General features: G+C 60.5%; 24 protein-coding genes. 21 read left to right on the top strand and 3 right to left on the bottom strand.

What is annotated here, in order from left to right; all coding sequences use genetic code 11:
- The 16 genes from phnG to L0U79_RS03220 all read left to right on the top strand — a co-directional run bounded on the left by phnG (position 1) and on the right by L0U79_RS03220 (position 17,819).
- Positions 1-447, top strand: coding sequence for a phosphonate C-P lyase system protein PhnG (gene phnG, locus L0U79_RS03295; protein WP_233840465.1), 447 nt, complete (start codon positions 1-3; stop codon positions 445-447).
- Entirely contained in the window at positions 444-1,139 is a 696-nt protein-coding gene (gene phnH, locus L0U79_RS03290) for a phosphonate C-P lyase system protein PhnH (RefSeq protein ID WP_233840464.1), read from the top strand. Before phnG ends, phnH begins: the two co-directional genes overlap by 4 nt.
- Positions 1,140-2,345, top strand: a complete 1,206-nt coding sequence (locus L0U79_RS03285; RefSeq protein WP_304488645.1) for a carbon-phosphorus lyase complex subunit PhnI — start codon at positions 1,140-1,142, stop codon at positions 2,343-2,345.
- Positions 2,342-3,175, top strand: coding sequence for an alpha-D-ribose 1-methylphosphonate 5-phosphate C-P-lyase PhnJ (locus tag L0U79_RS03280; protein WP_233840463.1), 834 nt, complete (start codon positions 2,342-2,344; stop codon positions 3,173-3,175). The genes L0U79_RS03285 and L0U79_RS03280 overlap by 4 nt, the downstream gene beginning before the upstream one ends.
- Complete coding sequence (phnK, locus tag L0U79_RS03275) at positions 3,172-3,942, top strand: phosphonate C-P lyase system protein PhnK (RefSeq protein ID WP_233840462.1); 771 nt, start codon at positions 3,172-3,174, stop codon at positions 3,940-3,942. Before L0U79_RS03280 ends, phnK begins: the two co-directional genes overlap by 4 nt.
- Positions 3,939-4,640 (top strand): phosphonate C-P lyase system protein PhnL, encoded by a 702-nt coding sequence (gene phnL / locus L0U79_RS03270; RefSeq protein ID WP_233840461.1) that lies wholly within the window; start codon positions 3,939-3,941, stop codon positions 4,638-4,640. The genes phnK and phnL overlap by 4 nt, the downstream gene beginning before the upstream one ends.
- A 37-nt stretch (positions 4,641-4,677) precedes the next feature.
- Positions 4,678-5,820 carry an alpha-D-ribose 1-methylphosphonate 5-triphosphate diphosphatase gene (locus tag L0U79_RS03265; RefSeq protein ID WP_233840460.1) on the top strand — a complete coding sequence of 381 codons (1,143 nt, stop codon included), beginning with the start codon at positions 4,678-4,680 and terminating at the stop codon, positions 5,818-5,820.
- A 518-nt stretch (positions 5,821-6,338) separates the two neighbouring features.
- The gene (locus L0U79_RS03260) at positions 6,339-8,981 is read left to right on the top strand and encodes a TonB-dependent receptor (protein ID WP_233840459.1); all 2,643 of its coding nucleotides are present in this window, start codon (positions 6,339-6,341) and stop codon (positions 8,979-8,981) included.
- An 87-nt stretch (positions 8,982-9,068) separates the two neighbouring features.
- Complete coding sequence (locus L0U79_RS03255) at positions 9,069-11,087, top strand: tetratricopeptide repeat-containing sulfotransferase family protein (RefSeq protein ID WP_233840458.1); 2,019 nt, start codon at positions 9,069-9,071, stop codon at positions 11,085-11,087.
- A gap of 259 nt (positions 11,088-11,346) precedes the next feature.
- On the top strand, positions 11,347-11,700 hold the full coding sequence (locus L0U79_RS03250) for a DUF1801 domain-containing protein (RefSeq protein WP_233843820.1): 354 nt from the start codon (positions 11,347-11,349) through the stop codon (positions 11,698-11,700).
- Between the two features lie 38 nt (positions 11,701-11,738).
- Entirely contained in the window at positions 11,739-12,239 is a 501-nt protein-coding gene (locus L0U79_RS03245; protein WP_233840457.1) for an STM3941 family protein, read from the top strand.
- Positions 12,240-12,283: 44 nt separating this feature from the next.
- Positions 12,284-13,147, top strand: a complete 864-nt coding sequence (locus L0U79_RS03240) for a type II CAAX endopeptidase family protein (protein WP_233840456.1) — start codon at positions 12,284-12,286, stop codon at positions 13,145-13,147.
- 38 nt (positions 13,148-13,185) lie between these two features.
- Positions 13,186-14,685: a PLP-dependent aminotransferase family protein gene (locus L0U79_RS03235; RefSeq protein WP_233840455.1), complete on the top strand. Its 1,500-nt coding sequence runs from the start codon at positions 13,186-13,188 to the stop codon at positions 14,683-14,685.
- A gap of 91 nt (positions 14,686-14,776) precedes the next feature.
- On the top strand, positions 14,777-15,328 hold the full coding sequence (locus L0U79_RS03230) for a hypothetical protein (protein WP_233840454.1): 552 nt from the start codon (positions 14,777-14,779) through the stop codon (positions 15,326-15,328).
- A 40-nt stretch (positions 15,329-15,368) separates the two neighbouring features.
- The gene (locus L0U79_RS03225; RefSeq protein ID WP_233840453.1) at positions 15,369-15,761 is read left to right on the top strand and encodes an SRPBCC family protein; all 393 of its coding nucleotides are present in this window, start codon (positions 15,369-15,371) and stop codon (positions 15,759-15,761) included.
- Positions 15,762-16,127: 366 nt separating this feature from the next.
- Positions 16,128-17,819 (top strand): S53 family serine peptidase, encoded by a 1,692-nt coding sequence (locus tag L0U79_RS03220; RefSeq protein ID WP_233840452.1) that lies wholly within the window; start codon positions 16,128-16,130, stop codon positions 17,817-17,819.
- 43 nt (positions 17,820-17,862) lie between these two features.
- Here the strand turns inward: L0U79_RS03220 and L0U79_RS03215 are convergent, their stop codons facing one another.
- Positions 17,863-18,501, bottom strand: coding sequence for a glutathione S-transferase family protein (locus L0U79_RS03215; RefSeq protein WP_233840451.1), 639 nt, complete (start codon positions 18,499-18,501; stop codon positions 17,863-17,865).
- A 284-nt stretch (positions 18,502-18,785) separates the two neighbouring features.
- Here L0U79_RS03215 and L0U79_RS03210 point away from each other — a divergent pair, with 284 nt between their 5' ends.
- From L0U79_RS03210 to L0U79_RS03195, 4 genes are all read left to right on the top strand, one after another.
- Entirely contained in the window at positions 18,786-19,658 is an 873-nt protein-coding gene (locus L0U79_RS03210) for an alpha/beta fold hydrolase (protein ID WP_233840450.1), read from the top strand.
- A gap of 685 nt (positions 19,659-20,343) precedes the next feature.
- Positions 20,344-22,140 carry a CHASE3 domain-containing protein gene (locus L0U79_RS03205; protein ID WP_233840449.1) on the top strand — a complete coding sequence of 599 codons (1,797 nt, stop codon included), beginning with the start codon at positions 20,344-20,346 and terminating at the stop codon, positions 22,138-22,140.
- 142 nt (positions 22,141-22,282) lie between these two features.
- A complete protein-coding gene (locus L0U79_RS03200) occupies positions 22,283-22,651 on the top strand; it encodes a response regulator (protein WP_233840448.1) in 369 nt (122 codons plus the stop codon).
- Positions 22,652-22,821: 170 nt separating this feature from the next.
- On the top strand, positions 22,822-23,241 hold the full coding sequence (locus tag L0U79_RS03195; protein WP_233840447.1) for a GFA family protein: 420 nt from the start codon (positions 22,822-22,824) through the stop codon (positions 23,239-23,241).
- 26 nt (positions 23,242-23,267) lie between these two features.
- On the opposite strand, the gene L0U79_RS03190 is transcribed toward L0U79_RS03195, so the two are convergent.
- Positions 23,268-24,026 carry a hypothetical protein gene (locus tag L0U79_RS03190; RefSeq protein ID WP_233840446.1) on the bottom strand — a complete coding sequence of 253 codons (759 nt, stop codon included), beginning with the start codon at positions 24,024-24,026 and terminating at the stop codon, positions 23,268-23,270.
- On the bottom strand, positions 24,023-24,514 hold the full coding sequence (locus tag L0U79_RS03185; RefSeq protein WP_233840445.1) for an RNA polymerase sigma factor: 492 nt from the start codon (positions 24,512-24,514) through the stop codon (positions 24,023-24,025). The genes L0U79_RS03190 and L0U79_RS03185 overlap by 4 nt, the downstream gene beginning before the upstream one ends.
- 120 nt (positions 24,515-24,634) lie before the next feature.
- Between L0U79_RS03185 and L0U79_RS03180 the strand changes: the two genes are divergently transcribed.
- Positions 24,635-25,888: a S8 family serine peptidase gene (locus tag L0U79_RS03180; RefSeq protein ID WP_233840444.1), complete on the top strand. Its 1,254-nt coding sequence runs from the start codon at positions 24,635-24,637 to the stop codon at positions 25,886-25,888.
- Positions 25,889-25,982 lie beyond the last annotated feature (94 nt).

Below are 25,982 nucleotides of genomic sequence, written 5' to 3'. Positions count from 1 at the left end.
ATGGACATTTCCCCTCACTTGGCGCGCGCCGACTGGATGTCGCTGCTGGCGCAGGCCGATCCGGCCGAGCTGGCGCAGGCGATGAACGCCTTTGCGCCGCCGGCCGACACCTCCTGGCTGCGCCCTGCGCAGACGGGTCTATACATGTTGCGCGGCCGGGTCGGCGGCGCCGGTCCGCAGTTCAATTTCGGCGAGATCACCGTGACCCGCTGCAGCGTGCAGGCCGGCGGCCATATCGGCCACGCGTGGGTGCGCGGCAGCAATACCCGCCACGCCGAACTGGCCGCGCTCGCCGATGCGATGCTGCAAGACGACGGCTACTCCACGCAGCTGACCCTGCATGTGATCGAGCCGCTGCGCCGTTCGCTGGATCGTCGTCGCGACGATGCCAGCCGCAAGGCGGCGGCGAGCAAGGTGGAATTTTTCACCGTGGTGCGGGGCGAATGATGCTGGCCGCCTTTGCCCATCCCGTGTTCGATAGCCAACGCACCTTCCGTGAGTTGTTGCAGGCGATGGCGCGTCCCGCCGTGCCGCGTGCGCTGCCAATACTGCCGCCCTCGCCTGCGCCGATTTCATCCGCAGCGATGGCGATTGTGCTGACGCTGTGCGATGCGACGACATCTGTATGGCTACAGCAACCTGAAGACGAAGCCGTTCGCCATGTGCGCTTTCACGCCGGTTTGAAGCTGGTGGAAGCGCACAAGCAGGCGGACTTTGCGTTGATCACCGATCCGATGTCGATGCCGCCGCTGGAAACGTTTGCCTTGGGCGATCCGCGTTATCCGGATCGGTCGGCGAGTTTGATTATTCAAGTCGCCGCGATCAGCTCCTCCCCCTGCTTGCAGAGCCTGCCCCGGACTCGATCCGGGGGGGAGGTTGGGAGGGGGTGCTCTGATGCTGCCTTGTCGCAAGACAGCGCAACCCCACCCCAACCCTCCCCTGCACGCAGGGGAGGGAGCACATTCACAGGTCCCGGCATCCGCGACACCGAGACCGTCGCCATCGACGGATTACCCGCCGATTTCTGGCAACAACGTGCCGCACTCGCCGCGCAGCTTCCGCTCGGCATCGATCTGTATTTCGTCGCCGGGCAGCACGTGCTGGCCTTGCCGCGCACGACGCGCCTGCTGGAGGGTTGAATGTACGTAGCCGTAAAAGGCGGTGAACTAGCGATCGCTCGTTCGCTGGAATTGTTGGCCGAAGCGCGCCGCGGCGATCGCGCCGTGCCGGAGCTGGAGCTTGCGCAGATTCGCGAACAGCTGCGCTTGGGCGTGGCGCGCGTGATGCAGGAAGGCTCGCTATACGACGAAGATCTCGCCGCGCTGGCGATTCGCCAAGCCGCCGGCGATATGCTGGAAGCGATTTTTCTGCTGCGCGCGTATCGCACCACGTTGCCGCGCTTCGGTTACACGCAGCCGCTGGATACCACGGCGATGCGTGTGCGTCGCCGCGTGTCGGGCACGTTCAAGGATATTCCTGGCGGCCAGGTGTTAGGCCCCACCTACGATTACACGCAGCGTTTGCTCGAATTCGATGCGGTGCCGGTGACCAATATTGCGCTGGCTGATGCGCCGCTGCCGCCGAATATGCCGCGCGTGCTCGATCTGCTGGACGCTGAAGCCTTGATCGAACGCATTGATCCCGGCAGCGATCCGGAGCCGATCGATCTCACCCGCGAACCGCTCACCTTCCCCGCCGATCGCGCCACGCGTTTGCAAAATCTCTCGCGCGGCGATGAAGGTTTTCTGCTGAGCATGGCGTATTCCACGCAGCGCGGTTACGCGGAGAGCCATCCGTTCGCCGGCGAAATCCGCATGGGCGAAGTTGATGTGCTGGTGTGTCCGGAAGAACTGGGTTTTGCCATCGAGATCGGTTCGATCGTGCTGACGGAATGCCAGATGATCAATCAATTTCACGGCGGCAATAGCCTGCCGCCGCAATTCACACGCGGCTACGGCTTGTGCATGGGTGAAGGCGAGCGCAAGGCGATGTCGATGGCCTTGGTCGATCGCGCGCTGCGTTGCGATGAGTTGGCGGAGCCGAACTATGCGCCCGCGCAGAATCAGGAATTCGTGCTGTCGCATTCGGACAGCGTGGAAGCCTCGGGCTTTGTGCAGCATTTGAAATTGCCGCATTACGTCGATTTTCAAGCGGAGTTGTCGTTGCTGCGCACACTGGCGGCGAAACACATAGGCGACGCAAACAACACCGCTCCTCCCCCCGTGCAACAGGGGGAGGCTGGGAGGGGGTGCTCCGATGCAACGGCATCGCAAGACACCACAACCCCACCCCAACCCTCCCCTGCTTCACAGGGGAGGGAGTCGCTTGAGGTGCAAAACCCATGACATACAACTTCGCCTTCCTCGACGAAGACACCAAACGCATGCTGCGCCGCGCGTTGCTGAAAGCCGTGGCGATTCCCGGTTACCAGGTACCGTTCGGCAGTCGCGAAATGCCTTTGCCGTACGGCTGGGGCACGGGCGGTATTCAAGTGACTGCCGCCTTGCTTGGACCTGACGATGTTTTGAAAGTGATCGATCAAGGCGCGGACGACACCACCAACGCGGTGAATATCCGCCGCTTTTTCGGCCGCGTCGCGGGAGTGGTCACCACGGAACACACCGCCGACGCCACGCTGATCCAAACGCGTCACCGCATTCCTGAAACATCGCTACGCGAAGATCAGATTCTTGTGTTCCAGGTGCCCGAGCCCGAACCGCTGCGCACCCTGGAACCTCGGGAAGCCGAGACGCGAACCTTGCACGCCCTGGCGGATTACGGATTGATGCATGTGAAGTTGTACGAAGACATCGCCCAGTACGGACACATCGCCACCAGCTACGACTATCCGGTGCTGGTGGATGGACGCTTTCTTACATCGCCCTCGCCGATTCCGAAATTCGACAATCCCAAACTCGATCGTTCGCCGGCCTTGATGCTGTTCGGCGCCGGACGCGAGAAGCGTCTTTACGCCATACCGCCGTACACGCATGTGGAGAGCCTGGCGTTCGACGATCATCCGTTCGAGATCCAGCGTTGGGAACACCACTGCGAACTGTGCGGCTCCGGCGAAAGCTATTTGGACGAAGTGGTGGTGGACGATCGCGGTACGCGCATGTTTGTGTGTTCGGACACCGATTTCTGCAGCGGCCGCCGCCTGGAGGCCCAAGCATGAGCGCACTGTTGCAAGTACGCGGATTGAGTCGCCACTACGGTCAGCGCATCGGTTGCGAGGACGTGAGCTTCGAGCTGCATCCGGGCGAATTGCTGTGCATCGTGGGCGAATCCGGCTCCGGCAAGTCGACTTTGCTCAATACAGTGGCGGCCCAACTGTCGCCCACCGCCGGCTCGGTGCGCTATCGCCAACGCAGCGGTCATTGGCTGGAATTGGGTTCGTTGAGCGAAGCGGATCGCCGCCGCCTGGCGCGTGAGGAATGGGGTTTCGTTACGCAGAATCCGCGCGACGGTTTGCGCCTCAATGTCAGCGCCGGCGCAAATGTCGCCGAACGCTTGATGGCGCTGGGTATGCGCAACTACGCGCAGCTTCGCCACATTGCGCGCGGGTGGTTGGAGCGCGTGGAGATCGATCCCTCGCGTATCGACGATGCGCCGACGAGTTTCTCCGGCGGGATGCAGCAACGTCTGCAAATTGCGCGCACGCTGGTGACGCAACCGCGGCTGGTGTTTATGGACGAACCCACCGCCGGTCTCGATGTCTCGGTACAGGCGCGCATTCTGGATCTGTTGCGCCGATTGGTGAACGAACTGGGCCTGGCCGCCGTGATGGTGACGCACGACCTGGCCGTGGCGCGCCTGCTCGCCGCACGCACGATCGTGATGCAAGGCGGGCGCGTGGTCGAAACCGGACTCACCGATCAAATCCTCGACGACCCCCAACATCCGTACACGCAACTGCTGGTTTCTTCGGTGCTGACGACATGACCGCCGCCTTGATGCTCGAACTGCGCGACCTTAGCAAGTCGTTTGAATTGCACCACCAGCACGGCGCGCGCCTGAACGTGCTGCGCGGCCTTGACCTGCGTTTGCATGCGGGCGAATGCGTGGTGCTGTCCGGCCCTTCCGGCGCGGGCAAAAGTACGTTGCTGCGCGTGATCTACGCCAACTATCGCCCGAGCTTCGGCCTCGTGCATGTGCGCCACGACGAGCGCTGGATCGATCTGGCCAAGGCGACGCCGCACGAAGTGCTGGATGTACGCCGTCGCACGCTCGCTTACGTCAGCCAGTTTCTGCGCGTGATTCCGCGCGTGCCGGCGCTGGATATCGTGGCCGAACCGTTGCTGCAGATGGGCGTGGACGGCGACGAAGCGCGCCAACGCGCCAGCGATCTGCTGCGTCGCTTGAACGTGCCGGAACGTCTATGGGCCTTGCCGCCCAGCACGTTCTCTGGCGGCGAACAGCAGCGCGTGAATATCGCGCGCGGCTTGATCGTGCGGCGCCCGATTCTGCTGCTGGACGAACCCACTGCATCGCTGGATGCCGAGAACCGCAACGTCGTCGCGCAGCTGTTGGCTGAAGCACGTGCGGACGGCTCGGCGGTGCTCGGCATCTTCCACGACGAGGACATGCGCGATCGCGTCGCCACGCGGCTGTTCCCGATGGAAGCGCTCGAAGCGGCCTGAATCTTTTTAAATCATTTTACTTTTCGCCGAGATCACCATGAACGATTTAGCTCTGACCAACGCCCGCATCGTGCTCGACGAAGGCGTTATCCACGGCACTTTGATTGCGCGCAACGGCATGATTCGCCTTGTGGACGAAGGCTCGACGCAAGCGCCGAACGCCATCGACTGCGAAGGCGACTACATCGTTCCGGGCTTGATCGAACTGCATACCGATAACCTGGAAAAACATCTGATGCCGCGCGCCGGCGTGCTGTGGCCGTCGATCCCCGCCGTGCTGACGCACGATGCGCAAGTGGTCGCCGCCGGCATCACCACCGTGTTCGATGCGTTGTCGGTGGGCGACGTGGAAGAGGAAAGCGTACGCATCGATACCTTGCGCAGCACCTACGACGCGATTCTCGAAGGCCAGGCTACCGGCGCATTGCGCGCCGATCACTGGATTCACTTGCGTTGCGAACTGGCCTACCCGCGCTTGCTCGAAACGCTGGAACCCTTGATGGATCACGGCAGCGTGCGCCTGATCTCGCTGATGGATCACACGCCCGGCCAACGCCAGTACCGCGATATCGAGCAATACCGCAAGTACTACAGCAAAAACCATATGACCTGGACGGAAGAAGAATTCGCCGAGGTCGTAAAACGCCGCACCGAACAACAGGCGCATTACAGCGCCAAACACGAAAGCGCTGTGCTGACGATGATCCACGGCCGCAATATGGTGCTGGCCAGCCACGACGACACCGACACGCAGCAGGTGGACCATGCGCGCAGCATCGGCGTGACGATTTCGGAATTCCCGACCACGCAGGTAGCTGCCGACGCTGCGCACAAGCACGGCCTCACCACCGTGATGGGCGCGCCAAATGTGGTGCGCGGCGGTTCGCACTCGGGCAATGTCGCGGCGCTGGAACTGGCGCGTACCGATCGCTTGGATATGCTCTCATCCGACTACGTGCCCGCCAGTTTGTTGCATGGCGCGTTTATTCTGCATAAGCAGGCCGGTTGGACGATGCCCAAGGCGATGGCGACGGTGAGTCGCAATCCGGCGAAGGCGCTGGGCTTTGACGATCGCGGGTCGTTGAAGACGGGGATGCGCGCGGATGTGGTGCGCATGCGCGATGTCGATGGGTTGCCGATCGTGCGGAATGTTTGGGTGAATGGGCAGCGGGCGTTCTAGTCCTCCTGCTCATTGCGATGATTGCATTCCCTCAATGCATCACCGTGCCCCACCGTCATTCCGGCGAAGGCCGGAATCCAGTTCAAATACGAAGTGCGAAGCACTCCCTATTAAAAATTAGGTGTCCTTCGGACGCAAATTTAGACTGGATTCCGGCCTTCGCCGGAATGACATGAGGTGAGTTGGGCCTTGCGCGAAAGCCCACTATTTGCGGCTTTTTCTCCCCTAGCGTTTCAATCGCTTTATGCGATCCACCTGTAAACGTTCCCACCCTCCAACACTCTCACGCACCGCAATTTCGTGCGCGCATGTCATCGCCGCTACGCGCAAATTTCATCGCGCTGCCATATGCACGTTCCGCCATAAACAACGCGAAGCGCAACAGGTATAGACAGCTATCCAACTTGGCTATCCCACGTCATAAGCGTTTCATCGCGGTTGTCTAGCCTTTCAAGGGTCGCAATACAGGCATTCATGCCGGCGCCGCCCGGCGACTACAACCTCTTGGGGATAGCATCTTGAAGATCAATCCAATCACCTGCGCGGTGTTGGCCGCGCTCGCGATGAGTCGCGTGTGCTACGCGGACGACGCCACCCAACCCGCACCGGCTACGCAGCCTGCAGCGGCCACGCAACCGGCTACCGCCGCACAACCGGCCAATGCATCCAACGCGGCTACGCTTGGCACGGTTACCGTGACCGCGCAGCACACCGCGCAGGATATGCAGGACGTGCCGATCACGCTGCAGGCCTTTACCGGCAACACGCTGCAGCAATTGAGCATCACGTCGTTCAACGACTTGATCAAATATTTGCCGAACGTAACCTTCGCCGCTAACGGCCCGGGTCAGGGCAATATTTATATGCGCGGTCTGAGCACCGGCTTCCTGGGCAACCAGTCCAGCGCATCCATCGCACCGTTCCCGAACGTGGCCGTCTATCTGGACGACCAGTCGATGCAGTTCCCCGCGCGCAACCTCGACATCTACATGGCCGACATGGAGCGCGTGGAAGTGCTGGAAGGTCCGCAGGGCACGCTCTTCGGCGGTGGCGCCGAAGCGGGTGCAGTGCGTTACATCACCAATAAGCCGAATCTCGAACGCTTCGGCGGCAGCGCGGAAGCCAGCGTGGGCGTGACCGATGGCGGCGCGCCGAACAATTCGGCCAACGCAGTATTGAACTTGCCGATCATTCCGGGCACGTTCGCCGTGCGCGGCGTGATCTTCAACGATCATCAGGGCGGCTACATCGACAACGTGCCGAGCACGTTTACGCGTCAGCCCACCGACGGCGGCGGCGCGATGGCGCCGTACGTCGCTGCGGGCGCGACGCCCGTCGCCAACAACTACAGCGTGGCGCAGAACGACTGGAATCCGGTTGACTATCAAGGCGCGCGTTTGTCGGCGCTGTGGAAGATCAACGACAACTGGAATTTCCTGATCGCCGAGAGCTATCAGAACCTCGACGCGAAAGGTCAGTCCTCCACCTATCCGGTCGGCGCAGACGGCCAGAAGCTCGGTGTCGATCAGATCACCGCCTTCGTGCCCGGTTATAACAACGACCACTACACCAACACCGCGTGGACGTTGAACGGTCAGATCGGCGACTTGTCGCTGGTTTACACCGGCGGCTACACCAACCGCCATATCAGCGAGCAGCAGGATTACACCAACTACTCGCGCAGCGCCGGCGGCATGTACTACAGCTGCACCGGCACGTCGGCCGGCTTGTCCAGCGCCGGCAAGCCGATTTGCTATTCGCCGATCGGTTATTGGAACGACCACGTCAACAGCACGCATGAAAGCCACGAGCTGCGCTTGAACACGCCGGACGATTATCGCTTCCGCGTGGCCGGCGGTTTGTTCTATGAAGATTTCAACATCAACGACCACATGGATTTCGACTACAAGACGATTCCGTCTTGTACGCCGACCAATCTCACCGCGGCGTTGGCTGGCGGTTATCCGTGCGTGGCCAATGCGATGTCCTCGCCGGGCGTGATGCTGCCCGACAACACCGCATTCGGCGAAGTGGAACAGCGCGGTTACAAGCAGGAAGCGGCGTTCGCTTCGCTGTCTTACGACATCATTCCGGATGTGCTGACCGTGACCGGCGGCACGCGTTACTACCATTACTCCGAATGGCAGACCGGCACGGAGTTCTACACGACCTCCGCGCAGGTGAACGTTCCCAACGGCACGTACGTGGGCAACGACACGGTGATGGATTACCACAAGACGTATCACGGCTTTAAGAGCCGCGCGAACATCCTGTGGCACATCACGCCGAATGCGATGGTGTATTACACCTTCTCGCAGGGCTTCCGTCCGGGCGGCTTCAACCGCACCACATCCGGCGTAGCGAAGCTCGACGGCGTGGCGCAGTACAAAAAGCCGATCAGCTACGCGCCCGATACGCTGACCAACAACGAACTGGGCTTCAAGACCACGTTCTTCGACGACCGCTTGATGTTCAACGGCTCGGTCTACGACATGCGTTGGGACAACGTCCAAATGCAGTTCTTCAACCCGTTGGTGTTGGGCAACACCACCTTCGCGGTGAACGGACCGAACTACAAAGTGGACGGTATCGAGCTGCAGTTCCAGGCGCGCGTAACCGATGGCCTGACCATCATGGGCTCCGGTTCGCTCAATCACGCCAAGCAGACCAACTCGCCGTGCTTGTACAACAACATCGCGGGCTCGCCGAACTTCAACAAGTGCATTATCGAAACCGGCGCGGTGGGCGCGGAAACCTCGTTCGCCAATCCGTTCGGCGAAATCGGCAGCACGCCGGCATTCTCGCCCCGCTCGCAGTACAACATGCGCGCGCGCTACGAGTGGACCTTCAACGGGGGCTTTAAGGCCTTTGCACAGCTCGGCTTCAACCGTACCGGCTCGATGTACAACCAGCCGGCCACGTATCCGAGCGGCGCGGGCGTGACCAATGTCACCACGGTTGAGCTGCGTTACCTGCAAGGCGGCTACACCACCGCCGACGCGTCGATCGGCGTGTCCAAGGACAATTGGGACGTGTCGTTGTTCGGCACCAACCTGACCAACAACCACGCCAGCGTGTTTACGTCCTCCGCGCAGTTTATCGAGTCGGAAGTGCCGATTCGCCCGCGCGTGCTGGGCGTCAAGGTTGGCTTCAAGTTCTAAGCTGCAAAGCGATTTTGAAATATAGACGCACCTAGAATGGGGCGGGCGGATAGCCCGCCCTTTTCTGTATTTGACGGTTTCGTATTTATGAATGCCACGGCAATCGATCCAACCCCCTTGTCGCTGGAACGCGATATCGAGCGCGTCCACCGGCTGCATAACGACGGGCAGCATGCGCAAGCGTTGGCGGCCGCACAGGCGTTACTGGCCGAGGCGCCGGATCGCTACGACATTCTCTACCTGATCGCGCGCACCCAACGCTATCTAGGACAGATCGATGTTGCTTTACAGACGCTGGATCGCGTCGAGGCGCTGCGTCCGCAATACAGCCTTCTGCACGAAGAACGCGGTCACTGCTACGTGGTGATGCGCGATGCGCCGCGCGCGATCGACGCGTTGCTGCGCGCGGTGAATATCAACCCCGCATTGCCATCGAGCTGGAATCTGCTTGAAGGTCTGTATCGCATGACCGGCGACGACGCCAACGCCGCGATGGCCGGCGCACATGTCGCCACGCTTAAGCGCCTGGCGATCGATGTGGTGCAGGCGACCAGCCATTTCTCGGATGGCGAACTCGATCCTGCCGAACGCATCATCCGCGCGCACCTGCTCAAGGTCGGCAACGACGTAGAAGGGATGCGCTTGCTGGCACGCATCGGCCTGGCGCGCGATGTGCTCGATGACGCCGAGCTGCTGCTTGAAGCGGTACTGAAAGTTGCGCCGGGCTATCGCTCGGCGCGCTACGACTATGCCTGCGTATTATTCGAGCGGCATCTTTATCAGCGCGCGTGCGAGGAAATCGAAAAGCTGCTCGCGGCGGAACCCCATCATCTGGACTACCGCACGCTATACGCCAGCGCCAGCGTTGGGCTGGGCGAACACGACCGGGCGATCGCGCTCTATCAGAAATTGATATTGGAAGCACCGAACGCAGCCGATCTGCATCTCTCGCTGGCGCATTCGTTGAAAACGCAAGGGCGCCAAGCCGAAGCCATCGATGCGTATCGCGCGGCGACAACGGCGCGCCCCAACTTTGGCGACGCTTATTGGAGCCTCGCCAATCTCAAGACCTATCGCTTCCAGGGTGACGAGATCGCGCGCATGCGCGCCGAAGAGGCGTCGCCTGCGACATCGCTCATCGACCGCTATCACCTGTGTTTTGCGCTTGGCAAAGCGTTCGAGGATCAGGGCGACTACGCGCAGTCGTGGCAATACTACGCGCAAGGCAATGCGCTCAAGCGTTCCGAAAGCCGCTATCGCCCCGAAATCATCGAGACCAATACGCGTCGACAGATCGAGGTTTGCACGCGCGAATTCCTGACGGCACGCGCAAACGTTGGCGAACCTAGCGCAGAACCGATCTTTATCGTCGGCCTGCCGCGCGCCGGCTCCACGCTCATTGAGCAGATTCTCGCCTCGCACTCGCTGGTGGAAGGCACGCAGGAGCTGGCCGATATCCCGCGCATTGTGCTCGACCTGCAGGGCCGCGACCCCGATTTGGACGATCCTCGCTATCCCGGCGTACTGGCCGAGATGCAGCCGGAAGACTTCCGCAAGCTCGGCGAAAAATATTTGCGCGACACACGCATCTATCGCAGCGGCAAGCCGTATTTTATCGACAAGATGCCCAACAACTTCCGGCATCTTGGGCTGATCCACCTGATGCTGCCCAACGCGAAGATCATCGATGCGCGACGCGAACCCATGGCCTGCTGCTTCAGCAACATCAAGCAATTGTTCGCGACTGGCCAGGAGTTTACCTACAGCATCGAGGATATCGCGCGTTACTACTGCACCTATCTCGACCTGATGCAACACTGGGATCAAGCGCTACCCGGTCGCGTGCTGCGCGTCCACCACGAAGACGTGGTCGACGACCTGGAAGGCAATGTGCGACGCATCCTCGATTTCTGCGACCTGCCGTTCGAGCCGGCCTGCTTGGAATTCCACAAAACCGAGCGCAGCGTGCGCACCGCCAGCTCCGAACAGGTGCGCCGCCCGATCTTCCGCGACGGCCTCGATCAGTGGATGAAATTCGACGCGCAGCTGGCGCCGCTGAGGGAAGCGCTCGGCGATGCGCTCGAGCGTTACCGCCCGCAGGCATGATGCGGAACGCAAGTCCGTAGCGTTGGGGGCCGGACTTCCCGTCTCGAACGATGGCCCATTCCTTTGGAGGCTCAAGCGATTAGAATCGGAGCGGCAAGCGCATCCTCTCTGCATCGTCGCGTCACTGCCCAAGGATCTGCAGTTCATGAAAACGAGCGCACCGGCCAAGAAAGCCGCAACTGTGAAGAAGACTGCCACAGCCAAAAAGACCGCAACGCCCAAGAAGGCCGCGGCCGCCAAGGCCGAATCACCCTCCAAACTGATCGACGCGCGGATCAAGGAACTGGGCGACTGGCGCGGCGATATGCTTGCCCAAGTCCGTGCGTTGATCAAACAGGCCGCTCCCGCCGTAGTGGAAGAATGGAAATGGCGCGGCGTGCCTACGTGGTATTGCGACGGCATGATCTGCACGGGCGAGACGTACAAAAACGCCGTCAAGCTGACCTTCGCCAAAGGCGCCGCGTTGAAAGATCCTGCCAAGTTGTTTAACTCCAGTCTGGACGGCAATGTCAGACGCGCCATCGATATTCACGAAGGCGAAACCTTGAACGCCGATGCGTTCAAGAAGCTTATTCGTGCGGCGGTCACATTGAATAAGCCTTCAGGCAAATAGTCGAGCGCAGTATTCCGACAAGGACGACAGGGGGTCCCATGAAGCAGGTTTTCGAGTTGCGCAATTCGTTGTGGCGCAATGCTGTGCTTTTCGCGATATGTATGGCGTTTACGTTGCCTGTATTGGTTCTGCGGGTGTGGGATATCTGGTACTGCGCCGTCCTTTTCGGTCTCGCCAGCATCCTGTTCGGTTATCGCACCTTCGATCGGCGCGTAAAGGTTTTGATCGACGAACGCGGCATCCAGGATTTTCGATCGAAGCGATACGGCCTGATTGCCTGGCAAGACCTTCGGTCGTTCGAGTTCACCCAGCTCAAGGGCAATTACTTTCTTTATTGCATGCCACGCGACGCGGAGAAGTTTCATCATCCTTCCACCAAACTCGGAAAATGGCTGGAGCAAAAGGCCGGTTTCAAGATCATGGTATCGCTGCAAAACATGGCCTTCGACCTCACGAAGCTAAACGTATTTATGCGCACGATGATTGCGGCGCATGCGCCGGCGGCGACAAGCGTCATTGAACATCGCGAACCCGCTTAGCCAATGAAGTAATCAAACACCGATCAACTGGGGAGACCAGCACCATGGCTATCGAGAAACCGCAAAAGCGGATCGGCATTTACTTGTTGCTGGTGTTGGCGCTGAGTTCGGTGTTTTACGCGCTGATTATCGGCTGCGGTCACCTCGCCGGCGCGCAGGGCATGTATGTGATGGGCCTGATGTGGTCGCCCGCCACGGCCGCGCTGTTGACTTGCCGCATCACCGGCAAACCGTATGCCGAACTGGGCTTTGTCTGGCCGCGTATGCGCTGGGCGTTGATGGCGTATTGGCTACCGATTGTGTATGCCGGCGTGGCATATATTGTGGTGTGGACCGCGGGTTGGGGACACTTCGGCAATCCCCAGTTTTTCGCGATGGTGGCTAAAGATTTCGGCTGGACGAACGCACCGATGTGGCTGCTCGGCTTGGGTTCGCTGCTTGTCTACGCCATTGTGGGCACGATTCAAGGCACGGCTTCCGGCCTCGGCGAAGAAATCGGCTGGCGCGGTTTCCTGACGCCGGAAATCACGCGCGCATACGGTTTTACCGGTGGCACTCTCATCACCGGCGTGATCTGGACGAGCTGGCATTTGCCGATACTGTTGTTCGCCGACTACAACGCCGGCACGCCGTGGTGGTTCGGCATGTCGTGCTTTGCGGTGATGGTGATCGGCATCAGCTTTCCGTTCGCGTGGTTGCGCTTGCGCTCGAGCAGCGTGTGGCCCGCGGCGATTCTGCACGGCAGCCACAACGTGATCATTCAATTGTGGCTGACGCCGATCACCGGCAAACAAGGCCAAATTACGCCGTATGCCATCGACGAATTCGGATTTATGTTGGCGCTGGTCGCGGTTGTGGTAGCGATTGTGTACTGGCGCAAGCGTGCGCAATTGCCAGCGACCGCCTGAACACTTTGCGCACGTAAGTCTCGACGGAGGAATTCGCGGTGGCGCGTGATGCGGGTGCGAACCAGCTGTTCGAAATCGCGTTCGAGCAGCCTTCCAAAGGAAGCCGCCGTTCTGCGGATTCCGTTTACGAGCAATTGCGCGCCGCCATACTCGACGGCCGATTGGTTGCCGGGTCCAAGCTTCCTGCGGAACGGCAGTCGGCGCTTTTTTTCGGCGTATCGAGAAATACCGTCGCCCGCGCTTACACCCGACTGGCAACCGAGGGGCTTGTGCAGTCCCGGCAGGGATCGGGAACCTATGTCGCGCCCAAGAAAAAGCGTTCGCTGCGCGAGCGAGCGCCTTCTCGGCAAGCGCTCGATGCGCGCTTGAATGCGCAATGGCTGCGACCTGAGCTCGCGCAGTCGCTCAACTTTTGGCACGACAGTCAGCCTGCAAAAGCTTCGAAGGAAACCGGCTTTCTGGATTTTCGACCCGCGCTGGTCGACTCGCGCCTGTTTCCCTTCGAAATATTTCGTCGCGTCAGCGCCAAACAGCTGCGGCGCATGGAATTAAAACCGCCGGTCTTCAAAAGTCCGCAAGGCAATCGCGGCCACTATCCCTTGAGGGAAGCCATTGCGACGCACATCGGCATCTCGCGCGCGGTGGTATGCGAGCCGGACGATGTGTTGGTGACTGCTGGCGCGCAGCAAGCGTTCGATATTCTCGCGCGCGTCTTGGCAACGCCGGGCGTCACGACGGTTGCGATCGAAGATCCCGGCTACCCGCCGATGCGCGCCGCGTTTCTGGCAGCGGGCGCCAAGGTCGTGCCGATACCGGTGGATGCGGAAGGTCTGATCGTCGATGCGTTGCCGGCGTCGGTGCAGGTTGTTTGCGTGTGTCCCTCGCATCAGTTTCCGCTCGGCGTTTCGATGTCGGCGCAACGACGAAGCGCCTTGCTCAAAGCCGCGCGCAAACACGGGGCCGTCATTATCGAAGACGACTACGACGGCGAATTTCGCTACGACGGCACGCCGCTGCAGGCACTGCGATCCAACGCAACGGTCGACGATGTCTTCTACGTCGGCACGTTCTCTAAATGCATGTTGCCCGCCTTGCGCCTGGGATTCGTGGTCGCGCCACAGTGGGCGATGTCCGCGCTGACCCTGGCGAAAAACTGCCTCGATTGGCATTGCCCGACCCTGACGCAAATGACGGTGGCCCGCTTTATCGCTGATGGATATCTGACGCAGCACGTACGCAAACTTCGTGACGTGTATCGAAAACGACGCGACCTGATCGAAGAAATCCTCCACTCGGATTTCGCGGACGAACTATCGCCGATGCCATCGCACTACGGCATGCACGTGGCGGCGCTGTCGAATACATCGAAGCGCCTTAAACGCGCCAGCTTGCGGTTGCTCGAATCGAACGTGCATTTGCATTCGTTCGAACGTTACTTTTTCGGCGAACCGACATCGGAAGGCCTGGTATTCGGCTATGGCGCCGTCGATCTCAAAGGCATCGAGCAAGGCCTGAAAGCATTGCGTCGCGCGCTTTAAAAGTGGCCCAGGCCAAATTTCGCCAATTGGCCCATTTAGCGCGGCGGCATTTCCTTAAAGTCTACCCATCACAGGGTATTTGGAGACGGCGATGAAGTGGAAACTGTTCTTGCGCAGTGCGATGTTTATCGGCGCGATGACCTGCGCGGCATTGAATGCAAACGCCCAGGCGCCTCGCGATGGTGCGCACGATTTCGATTTCGCACGCGGCGTTTGGCATACCCACGCGACGCAAATACTCGATCCGTTCGACGGCGGCACGCATACGGAAACCCTGGACGGCACCAAGACCGCACGAGCGGTCTGGAACGGTCGCGCCTGGCTCGAAGAAATCGAAGCCGACGGACCAAGCGGCCACTGGGAGGGCGCAACGCTGTTCGTGTACAACCCCAAGGCCGCGCAGTGGAGCCAAACGTATATCGACGGCGATTCGGGTGAGATGGAGGCGCCGACCATCGGCGCATTCAAGGACGGCCGCGGCGAGTTCTTCGGTACGACGAGCTACAAAGGACGCAACGTGTTAGTGCGCGGCGTATGGTCCGATATCACGGCTAATGGGCATCGCTATGAAATCGACTATTCCCGCGACGGCGGCAAGACGTGGGCTGCCGCATTCAAAGCCGTTTTGACGCGCATCAAGTGATAGCCTTCGCCCGGGCGACGCGCGTCATGAGGGACATGGCATGGCTTCGATTTGCAAGGAAATCCTGCTCGATGCGGATCCCGTCGATGTATGGGCTGCGATCAGCGATGTCGGCGCGGAGCAGCGTCTGTTTCAGGGTGTCGTCGTCGATTCAAAACGCGAAGGCGACACACGCACGGTGATGTTCGCCAACGGTTTGGTGGTTCGCGAGCTAATCGTCACGATCGATCACGCAGCGCGGCGCTTTGTGTATGCATCCGTCGGCGGCAGAGCCACGCATCACAACGCATCGTTCCAGGTTTTTCCGGAGGGAGAACGTCGCGCGCGAGTCCTGTGGATCACCGATGTTTTGCCCGACGAACTCGCCGGGCCCGTAGGCCAGAATGTAGAGATGGGCATCGCCGCGATGAAACGTACGCTGGAAAAGTCTTAGGGCCCGTTCGCGCTATTTGCGTAGCTCACCTTCGGTCTTGCGTCACCCCCCAATACCTCCCGAGCACGCATCGCGCCTATTGCCGTACGATGCGGTGGCGGTCATGCAGGCAAGCGCTTAACGTGATTGCCAACACGTTTTTTTGTCAGGTGATGTCGGCCGAGTCGTTTGCCTCGTGACAAACCGCGTCGGGTTCACCGAAATGTGACGAACGCGACCCTACGCTTCCGCAGCCACTCGGCACCCCTGGGGAGGGGAGTTCATCGTTGTTTCCTCGATTCTTCATTGTCATGACTACTTAAGGAGTAGCTTCCAATGGCTATAACAGATTCGAATGGAACAAGGCTCGCAAAGGGATTTTACGGCTTGACGCGCAAGGCATACGGACTGTCGTTTGCCATCGCGCTCGCATTTGGGGCAACAACCGCGGCGCAGGCCGCGCAAGTTTATACGCATCATGTGCGCGACGTGGTAAGCCATCAAACTGCGCAGCTGACGGGCAGTCTTCCCGCCAGTACGCCGATGCAATTGGACGTGGTGCTGCCGTTACGCGACAAAGCCGGGCTGGATGCGTTTATCGCGGACGTCACCAATCCCGCCAGCGCGAATTACCAGCACTACCTGACGCCGCAAGAATTTACCGCACGGTTCGGTCCCACGCAGAACGATTACGACACGGTGGTGCAATACCTCACGCGCTATGGATTCACGGTGACGGGCGGCAGCCGCGACGGCATGGATATTCAAGTCGCCGGTCCGGTGTCTGCCGTGGAAGCCGCGTTCAATATGAAGATGCGCACGTATAAGCATCCCACCGAAAACCGCACGTTCTACAGTCCGGATCGCGAACCCACGACATCGCTCGCGATTCCGCTATGGCATGTGTCGGGCTTGGACAATTACTCCATTCCCAAGCCGTTGTTCGTCAAGAAGGGCGACTACGCGGCGGCCAAAGGCATCAGTCCCGACGCGGTGGTGACGCATGCGACCACCGGTTCGGGCCCGTCGGCATCGTTCCTGGGCAGCGATATGCGTGCGGCCTATTACGGCGGCACGGCACTTACGGGCGCCGGCGAAAACCTGGGGCTGTTCGAGTATGTCGGCACGAATCTCGCCGATCTCATGACGTATTACAAAAATGTCGGCCAAACCAACAACGTGCCGATCACGCTGTTGTCGACCGACGGCACCAGCACCACCTGCACCAAGCGCCGCCATTGCGACGATACCGAGCAAACGCTGGATATGACGCAAGCGCTCGGCATGGCGCCGGGCTTGGCGAGTTTGACGATGTATATCGGCTCCACCGATACCGCCATCATCAGCGCCATGACGACCCACAGCCCCTTGCCGACGACGGTCGGTTGCTCGTGGGGTTGGACCCCGGCCGATCCGTCCACGCTCGATCCGTACTTTGAAAAGATGGCCGCGCAAGGACAGACGTTCTTTGTCGCGTCGGGCGACAATTCGACGTGGACGGCGAGCGGTAACGCCGAAGCATGGCCTGCCGACGATGCGTACATCATCTCGGTCGGCGGCACCGATCTGATTACCAACGGCGCAGCCGGTTCGTGGAAATCGGAAACGACTTGGGTCGACAGCGGAGGCGGCATTTCGCCCGACAAGATCGCCATTCCGTCGTGGCAGCAGATCTCAGGCGTGATCAATGCGAGCAATAAGGGTTCCACGGTGTATCGCAATGGCCCCGATGTCTCGGCCAATGCGAATTTCACGTTCTACGTGTGCGCCGATCAATCCGCGTGCACGGCTAACAGCTACGGCGGCACCAGCTTCGCGGCGCCGATGTGGGCGGGCTTTATCGCGTTAATCAATCAGCAGCGCGTCGCCAGCGGTAAGGCGCGCATCGGCAACTTCAACGCAACCGTGTATCCCGAGAACGAATCCGGCGGTGCGCTCACCAGCACCTACGCCACGGATTTCCACGATGTCACCAGCGGCACGTCCGGCAGCTATTCAGCGACAACGGGCTTCGATCTGGTGACAGGTTGGGGTAGTCCGACGTCCGGTCTGATTACCACGCTGTCCAATTCGCCCTGATCTACGCGCAACGAAAAAAGGGAGGCCTTCGGGCCTCCTTTTTTTAGTCCGCTGCAGCGAAATGCGCGATCTGATCCGCATGCGCTTTGACGAAGGCCGGGCGGGCGGTGGCGCGCGCGACGTAATCGCGACAACCCGGATACGTCGCTAATCCGTCGAACCGATCGACCAGGCGCAACACATCCGCCATCGCGATATCCGCGACGGAGAAACGCCCGGCGAGCCATTCGCGTTCCGCTAAAATCGGCTCCATATGTTTGAGTCGCGCTTTCAAGAAATCATCAAGCAAGGTGCGCCACGGTGTTTCGCTCGCGTCGCCGAGAGATAAAAGTAGGGCCCAAGGCAAGCTCGCCATTTCCACGGAATTGAGCGCCGCGAACAGCCATTCCGTCGCCGCACTGCATCCGTGTGGATCGGTCGGCATCAAAGCTTTGCTGCGATGACCCAAATGCAGCAGGATCGCACCGCTCTCGAACATCGATAGTTCGCCGTCCGTCAGCCACGGTACCTGCCCGAAGGGTTGTCGTAAAAAATGCTCCGCATTGCGCGCATTGAACGGTACGCTCTCGACGCGATAGGGCAGCCTGCCCTCCTCCAGCGCCCAGCGCACGCGAATGTCGCGCACGTATCCGCGCGGCGTTTCCGGAACCCAATCGAAAGTCGTGAGAATCAGCTCGGCCATGGGTGGTCTCCGTGCGTCTTCGCTATCGCCTGAATAATGCGCTCACGCGTTGTGCGAGTCACCGTGCGCGAGGACAAGGTCTAAAGACTAGAGAAGACGATAATAAATGGGTTGAATGCCATGATTGAGCCGAGACCGGGCTTGAGATGGCCCGTATTAGGTCACTGAAACGATTTACGTTGACGGACACCGATGGCGTTGAGGCCGTAAATCGCGCCGCGTAATGGACGGTAATTAGCGTTGTATATATGCCGGAGCGGGTCTACCCACCAAGGATATGGACGATGCGCAAGAAGCGACTCGCAAAATGGTTATTAGTTCTTGCGGTGGTGATATTTCTAGGACTTATCGGCATATGGGTCGCCGGCTCGTATCTCATAAGCCCCGCAAGAAGCGCAGTTGGAGCGCCACCATCGGATCTTCCCGCGCAAGCGATTGCTTTATCCGACAGCCACGGCAAACCGATCCACGGTTGGTTGGTCGCCGGTACGAAAGGGCAAGGTGCAATTTTATTGCTGCACGGCGTACGCGCCGACCGGCGCGCCATGATCGATCGCGCGCGATTCCTGCACGCAGCGGGTTATTCGGTGTTATTGATCGACTTTCAAGCGGCTGGCGAGAGCCCCGGTGACGCGATTTCCTTTGGTTATCGCGAAGCGGACGACGTAAAAGCGTCCCTGCGATATATCCATCAACGGCTACCCGGCGAGCGTGTCGGGATTATTGGCACGTCCATGGGCGGAGCCGCCACGCTTTTCGCAGAGCCCGAAGTCGATGCCGTCGTGTTGGAGCAAGTCTATCCAACGATCCGTCAAGCGACGGAAGACAGATTAGCGATACACCTGGGGCCTCTTGGACCATGGTTGGCTCCTGTGCTGCTGATGACCCTGCATGCGCATCTGGATATTTACGCCGATCAGTTGCGCCCGATCGATCACATCGGACGTCTGGCGATGCCGAAATTATTGATCGTCGGCGACCGTGATCGCGATACAACGATGGCGGAGTCGTATGCGATGTTTCGCGCAGCGAGTAGTCCGAAAGAGCTTTGGGTGGTACACGGCGCCAGACATGTGGACCTCTACAGCTACGTCGGGGCTGACTATCGAACGCGCGTGCTCACCTTTTTCGATACCAACTTGCGCGGAAAAGAGTGAATGCATTCTGCGCTTTCAACGCAAAGCGATCATAATCGTCGATTCGAGCGGCGCGCTGGTTTTGTGGGTGCGCGTCGCGCTTACTTTTTCCGTTCGAATTGAGACAATTTGTCGGGTTTTCTGCCTGCAATCCGTCGAAACGTCTAACGCGACAGATCAATATCTCGCCAATTGCATATCGCCGAGTTCGTTCGCTTGCTGCGCGCATAACGATCTTTTATCGTTGCCCGCGGAACAGGGCGATGGACGTGTAAAGCCGTCGGCGATCACATCATGCAACCTGGCAGATAACGGCGCGTGTCGCTGCTGACTGCGGATGCATGCGCCACGGTTTTACGCTGCCATCTCGGACGCATGGACAAGCGGTCTTAACGGGCTCCATTCCAATTCGCTTGCCATGCGCTTTTTGGTTTGCGCCACGTGTCGATGCGTGGTCGTCGACCGACGGGCGGCGTGTCGATCGGCCTTCGTTTCTCAAGGGTCCATCCTACTCGTGACGTGACGCACGCATGTGTGTCCGCACGACGGTCGCATCTTTCGATAACGACAGCCCTTCAGTACGCCTTGGCTTTGTCGCACGCCGCACTCGCCCACCCGTCATGTGACGGCCCACTTCCGCTAACCGATCAATCAAGACCAAGCGCGCTGAACTATGGCAGGTGGACCAAAAATCTCGATCGTTCGGATGGAAATCGTGGCGGGTTTTCTGCTGCTGTTGATCGCGAGCGGATTGGCGATTGTTGCCGCGTTCAACAGTTCGCATGTGTACGATCTGGCGAGCGAGTCGCTCAAGGCGCGCCATGACATCGACCGGTTGTTCGGCGAAGTCAAAGACGCGGAGACGGGCCAGCGCGGCTATCTGCTGACCGGTAAATCCGATTACCTCGTCCCCTACCACGACGCGAGCAAGCAGCTGGATCAAACCCGCTCGCAACTGCGCACGTCCGCGGCGTGGTCGGATGTGCAGATGCGGCGGATCGGCCAACTTGATGCCCTGATCGGCCAGAAAATGGCGGAGCTGGAGCACACCATCCAGCTCTATGACACCTCAGGTCCCGCGAGCGCGCTGGCCGTCGTCAATGACGATCAGGGTTTGAGCTTGATGAGTCAGATCCGCACGCTGACGCGTCAATTGGACGGCGATCAAAGCAATCAGGAACAGATGCGCCTGCATCAGTTCCGCATCCAGCAGCAGCTGCTGCTGGTCGCCATTATTGTCGCCACGCTGGTCGCGTTTGTGTTGGCCTTGCTCGTGCTTCGGCAAGGAGAACGGCAACAGACCGAGCTTGCCTTGAAGAACGCCGTACTGCGCGAGCAGATGCGCCAGCAGGCGGCGACCGAAACGCAACTGCGTCATGTGCAGAAGATGGACACCATCGGGCAGCTGACGGGCGGCATCGCGCACGACTTCAACAACATGCTAGCCGTCGTCGTTGGTAATCTGGAAATTGCCCAGCTGCGATTGCAACGCGGCATCGACGATGCCGAAAAATTTATCGCCAATGCCCTGCTCGGCGCCGGCAAAGCGAGCGACCTCACCAAGCGCTTGCTCGCGTTTTCACGCCGGCAAGCGCTGCGCCCTGCGCCCATCGACGTCAATACGTGCGTGCACGAGATGTCGACCATCCTTTCGCGCACGCTAGGCGAAAACATCGTTATTCGGCTTAGCCTCGGCGAATCGCTATGGCCGGCGTATGTCGACCGGGCGCAACTCGAAAGCGCCGTGCTCAATCTGGCAGTGAACAGTCGTGACGCCATGGAAGACGGTGGCCAACTCACCATCCTGACCATCAACGCCAATTTCGACGGACAACACGCCGATCAAAACGAAGGCATGCTGTCGGGCGAATACGTAATGGTGGCGGTGTCCGACACCGGCCACGGCATGACGCCCGAAGTGATACAACGCGCGTTCGAACCGTTCTTTACGACCAAGGCGGTGGGTCGCGGCACCGGTTTGGGGTTGAGCCAGATTCACGGCTTTGTATTGCAGTCCAACGGCTACATAAAAATCGACAGCACGCCGGGTCTTGGCACTACGATTCGGCTGTATTTGCCGCGCGCGCCGCTGGTGAATACGCGCGCCGAGCAACAGCCCACACAGTTGTCCGCGCTGCCGCATGTGGTGCTGGTAGTGGAAGACGACCCCGATGTGCGCGAGTTGGCGCAAGGCGCGCTAGAGGAATTGGGCTACACCGCGCTGCAAGCCGACGGCGCGGAAGCCGCCGAAAGCCTGTTGAGAGATCACCCGGAAGTGTCGATCCTGCTGACCGATGTAGTGATGCCCGGCCCCAGCGGCGTCTCGCTCGCCCGAGAAATGCAGAAGCGCTATCCAGAGCTACGCGTGCTGCTGATGAGCGGCTATCCACGCGACATCATCGATCGCGCGCAGCCGGGCGACGAGCAATCACGCCTGTTGGCCAAGCCGTTCTCGATCCGGGAACTGGCCGAAGCGTTACGAGCCACCTTAAACGACGACTAAGAGGCGTCACAGCGACCAAATTGCGCAAATAACCGTTTTTCCCGCCGAATTTCACTCGGATCAAATGATCGTCGTGCCGTAGTGAGCAGCCCGACACGGCTGTCGTCACGATCGCTATCCCTCTTATTAATTTCGGAATCTCGTGACCAACGAACCTACCCCGTCACTGAAAGCCTTTGTCGTCGAAGACCAGCCGATGGTCGCCTCCGCGCTGATGGATGCGCTGCCCCATTTCGGCATCGACGTCGTCGGGCACGTTTACGATATCCCCGCTGCGCTTGGATGGCTCGAACGCGGACAGATCCCCGACGTCGCGCTGATCGACATGATGCTGCCCAGCGGCCCCGCCTATCCCGTCATTGATCGGTTGAGCGAGTTGCCCACCACGATCCTGCTGATCACCGGCATGGATGGCGATTTTATTCCCGCGGCGTATCAGCATTTTCCGCGCCTGGAAAAACCGTTCGGCATACGCGATCTCGTCAGCGCGATTGAAGCGCTGCGCAAGTAACGTAGTTGCGCGCAACCGCCAGGGGACGAAGCACCGCTTCGTCTTCGGGGGTTTAGTCCGCTCTGTACTGTTGGCACTGTGCGTCGGCGCGGGGCTGGCGATACGATTCGATGTGGAGCCTTCGACAATTCCGTCGAACGCTTCCACATCTGAATCCAAGAGGTGCGAGCGTGAGCCTTCAACCAGCGAGCGGCCATCGGATGCTCTCCGGCGAATGCGTGTGCGGCGATGTGCACTATTGCGTAGAAGACAGCTTTCTCTACGCGCTTAACTGTCACTGCTCGCAATGCCGCAAGGCCACCGGCTCCGCGTTCAAGCCATTAGCGGGTATCGAACGAGACAAGTTTAGCGTCGTCAAAGGCGGCGACGCGCTGTTGATATTCGGCGAAGAAAACGGGCATGACGCGCGCTGCAAGCGATGTGGGTCGCATTTGTATTGCGTGGTGCGCGACGGCGAATACGTGCATGTCTCGTTGGGCAGCCTGGTCGATACGCCATCGATACGACCAACGGCCCATATCTTCGTCGGCTCGAAAGCGCCGTGGTACACGATCACTGACGATCTTCCGCAGCATCAGGAACTCCCCTGATTGTTGTCGCGTGAAACGCTCAGCGATTAACGCCAATCGGCAGCGCGCGCTGCGCGCTCCTGTTTTGCATCGAAGACATTCCCGCGCAAGCGTTGGTCCACCGCTGTCTGCACATCGGGCGGCAATGCGCTGGCGGCTTGGCGCAGCTCGCCGTTTTCGGAGGCCTCCGCCGGTCCGAGCACGGGCAACGCCCATCCCGCATCGCTGCGGCAAGCAAGACCCGCGCGCATGGGTGGCGTGCGTACGACGAAGGTCCGACAGATGTTTCCGTCGGCGCCGCGAAAGGTCAGGCCGATGGCGATCGGGGCTTGCGCATCCGGTTCGCTCGCCAGCGCGCGGTCGAGTGAATGGGCGAGCACGCCGGCTGCGTACTGTTCGCCGTTCTGCATGCGCGTGAGGCTTGCGTTGGCATGCCACCACCACGCAGTAACAGCGGCCAGCAGCAACGATGCCGCCAGCGCGACTCCCGGCAACCAGCGACGGCGCGCCGTACGGCTGCGCGTGGCGTGCGCGTCGCCTTTAGTCGCCGATGGAACGAAAGGAGCAACGGTCGCGCTCGCCTTCGATGTCGATGGTTGCAACAACGCAGACAGATGCGCAGGCACAGTTTCTTCCAGCACCGGATCGAACATGTCCTGCAACTGCTTGCGTACCTCGCGCGCCTGCTGCACGCGTCGGGCAAGCGCTTCGTCGTGCGCAAGCGCGGCATCGATGCGCGCTGCGGCGGGCGCGTCGAGTTCGCCGTCCACATAGGCTTGCAACATCGCGTCGTCGATCGGATTCATGCGTCTGTCCTGAGATGGTCCTGCAAGGTGGCGCGGGCGCGCGCGAGTCGGCTGGTGACGGTTCCTACGGGCACCTCCAGCACGTCGGCAGCCTCGCTATACGACATGCCTTCCACCAAAACCAACGCCACTACTTCCCGATGATCCGGCGGAAGCGCCGCCAACGCCATCGCCAGTTCCAACCGCTGCGCAGGCGGCGCGGCGGCGCCATCGGCCACCAAGCTGCCCGCTTCCTCGGGCGCAAACAGGTGTTGCGATCGGTTGCGCGCGCGCAGCTCGTCGCGCCACGCGTTGCGTGCGATCGCGAACACCCATTTGTCCAGCGCGGCATCCGGCCGCCATTGTTCGGCACGCGCCAGGGCGCGCTCCAACACCACTTGCACCAAATCGTCCGCGTCGGCCGCCTGCCCCGCCAAAGCGCGCGCCAGCCGACGCAGGCGCGGCAGCAACGCAATCAGTCCTTCGCGCATCGTGTCGTTCGAAGTCACGCATCACCTAGCATTACGTTTGAAAGGGCGGATTCCTTCCATGGAGCGGTTCGGCGCAGTTCAAAGGCATAAAGCGGGGCCATGCTAGCATCCGGCCCGATTGCTCCGGAGGCCTTGGCAATGCGCTTGCGCGGTATCTCCTGTTTGTCGATGACAGCGTTGACCATCGTGCTGACCCTGATGCGTGCTGCGCCCGTGCATGCGCAAGCACTTGGGGCCGTCCAGCGTTTGCCAGGTTTGCAGCAGCTCCCCATCAATACGGGCTTGCCGAACGCGGTGTCCGGCGTGAATACACAAAACGTCGACGATCTGCTGCAACAACACCTCGCGCTCACCCGGAAGTTGCAAATCGATACGTTGCTTCGCAACGACCGCCGACGCGTCGACGTCGATCCGCAGGGCGCGCCGATCCTGCGCGGTGAATTTCTCGCCATGAACCTGTCGGGCGCTTCGCTCGATGCCGTGTTGGCGCTGGGTTTCACGAAGGAACAGCAATCCTCGATGGAGGCGTTGCCGGAGCTGGATTTTCTGGTATTGCACGATGCGCGCAACCGCCGTACCGCGCAGGCTATGCATGCACTGGAGCAGGCCGCGCCCAACGCAACGTTCACGTATCAGCACATCTATTTGCCTGCCAGTAGCCTCGATGAAAACCCTGCAACGGCGTCTTCCGTATCCGCGGCGTCGACATCGACACGGCGCGTCGGTTTGATCGATAGCGGCGTCGACCCGACGGATTCCGCTTTGACCCACGCGCATATCGAACAGCACGGTTGCAGCGCACCGAAGCCATCTCGACACGGCACCGCGGTCGCGGCGCGCCTTGTCGGCGGCGATGCGGATACGTTGTACGCGGCCGATCTTTGGTGCGGCGATACCGTCGGCGGCGCGACCTCGCAATTGGTGGAGGCGCTCGCATGGATGGCGCACGAGCATGTCGCCGTGATCAATATCAGCTTGGTTGGGCCCGATAACCCGGTACTCGCGCGCGCCGTGCAAGCGATGCTCGCTCAGGGCTATGTACTCATTAGCGCGGTTGGCAACGATGGTCCCGCCGCACCGCCGTTGTTTCCGGCGGCGTATCCGGGCGTGATCGGCGTCGGTGGCGTCGACGCCCACGATCGCGTGCTGCCGGAATCGGCCAGTGGCGATCAAGTCGCCTTCTGCGCATCCGGCGTCGTCGGCAGCGGTCGCGCGATGCTGCGCGGCACATCGTTTGCGGCGCCGATCGTTGCGCGCATGGCGACCCGCGTGCTGGATGCTCCGACGCCGGGCGCTTCTGCGCAGGTGTTGCAACACTTGATCGGCGAAGCGCATCCGCTTGATGCGTCCAGTCATGACGCGCGTTGCGGCCACGGGCTGCTGTCGCCATAACCTGAACGCGCGACAACCATCGCCGATCAGCGGCGGAAGGATCCGCGCATCGCCGTCGTAGGGACTACTGCAAGCCGGGCATTCGCTCCAGGCA

Origin of the sequence: Dyella sp. 2HG41-7, assembly GCF_021390675.1 — a bacterium.
Lineage (GTDB): Bacteria > Pseudomonadota > Gammaproteobacteria > Xanthomonadales > Rhodanobacteraceae > Dyella_B.
Note: the sequence above shows the minus strand (reverse complement) of the source record. Positions and strands in the feature narration are given on the sequence as shown.

What these genes read in the sequence shown, in the direction of transcription:
- phnG (WP_233840465.1), top strand. Translation starts at nt 1, where the DNA reads ATGGACATTTCCCCTCACTTGGCGCGCGCCGACTGGATGTCGCTGCTG.
- phnH (WP_233840464.1), top strand. Translation starts at nt 444, where the DNA reads ATGATGCTGGCCGCCTTTGCCCATCCCGTGTTCGATAGCCAACGCACC.
- L0U79_RS03285 (WP_304488645.1), top strand. Translation starts at nt 1,140, where the DNA reads ATGTACGTAGCCGTAAAAGGCGGTGAACTAGCGATCGCTCGTTCGCTG.
- L0U79_RS03280 (WP_233840463.1), top strand. Translation starts at nt 2,342, where the DNA reads ATGACATACAACTTCGCCTTCCTCGACGAAGACACCAAACGCATGCTG.
- phnK (WP_233840462.1), top strand. Translation starts at nt 3,172, where the DNA reads ATGAGCGCACTGTTGCAAGTACGCGGATTGAGTCGCCACTACGGTCAG.
- phnL (WP_233840461.1), top strand. Translation starts at nt 3,939, where the DNA reads ATGACCGCCGCCTTGATGCTCGAACTGCGCGACCTTAGCAAGTCGTTT.
- L0U79_RS03265 (WP_233840460.1), top strand. Translation starts at nt 4,678, where the DNA reads ATGAACGATTTAGCTCTGACCAACGCCCGCATCGTGCTCGACGAAGGC.
- L0U79_RS03255 (WP_233840458.1), top strand. Translation starts at nt 9,069, where the DNA reads ATGAATGCCACGGCAATCGATCCAACCCCCTTGTCGCTGGAACGCGAT.
- L0U79_RS03245 (WP_233840457.1), top strand. Translation starts at nt 11,739, where the DNA reads ATGAAGCAGGTTTTCGAGTTGCGCAATTCGTTGTGGCGCAATGCTGTG.
- L0U79_RS03240 (WP_233840456.1), top strand. Translation starts at nt 12,284, where the DNA reads ATGGCTATCGAGAAACCGCAAAAGCGGATCGGCATTTACTTGTTGCTG.
- L0U79_RS03230 (WP_233840454.1), top strand. Translation starts at nt 14,777, where the DNA reads ATGAAGTGGAAACTGTTCTTGCGCAGTGCGATGTTTATCGGCGCGATG.
- L0U79_RS03225 (WP_233840453.1), top strand. Translation starts at nt 15,369, where the DNA reads ATGGCTTCGATTTGCAAGGAAATCCTGCTCGATGCGGATCCCGTCGAT.
- L0U79_RS03215 (WP_233840451.1), bottom strand. Translation starts at nt 18,501, where the DNA reads ATGGCCGAGCTGATTCTCACGACTTTCGATTGGGTTCCGGAAACGCCG.
- L0U79_RS03210 (WP_233840450.1), top strand. Translation starts at nt 18,786, where the DNA reads ATGCGCAAGAAGCGACTCGCAAAATGGTTATTAGTTCTTGCGGTGGTG.
- L0U79_RS03205 (WP_233840449.1), top strand. Translation starts at nt 20,344, where the DNA reads ATGGAAATCGTGGCGGGTTTTCTGCTGCTGTTGATCGCGAGCGGATTG.
- L0U79_RS03190 (WP_233840446.1), bottom strand. Translation starts at nt 24,026, where the DNA reads ATGAATCCGATCGACGACGCGATGTTGCAAGCCTATGTGGACGGCGAA.
- L0U79_RS03180 (WP_233840444.1), top strand. Translation starts at nt 24,635, where the DNA reads ATGCGCTTGCGCGGTATCTCCTGTTTGTCGATGACAGCGTTGACCATC.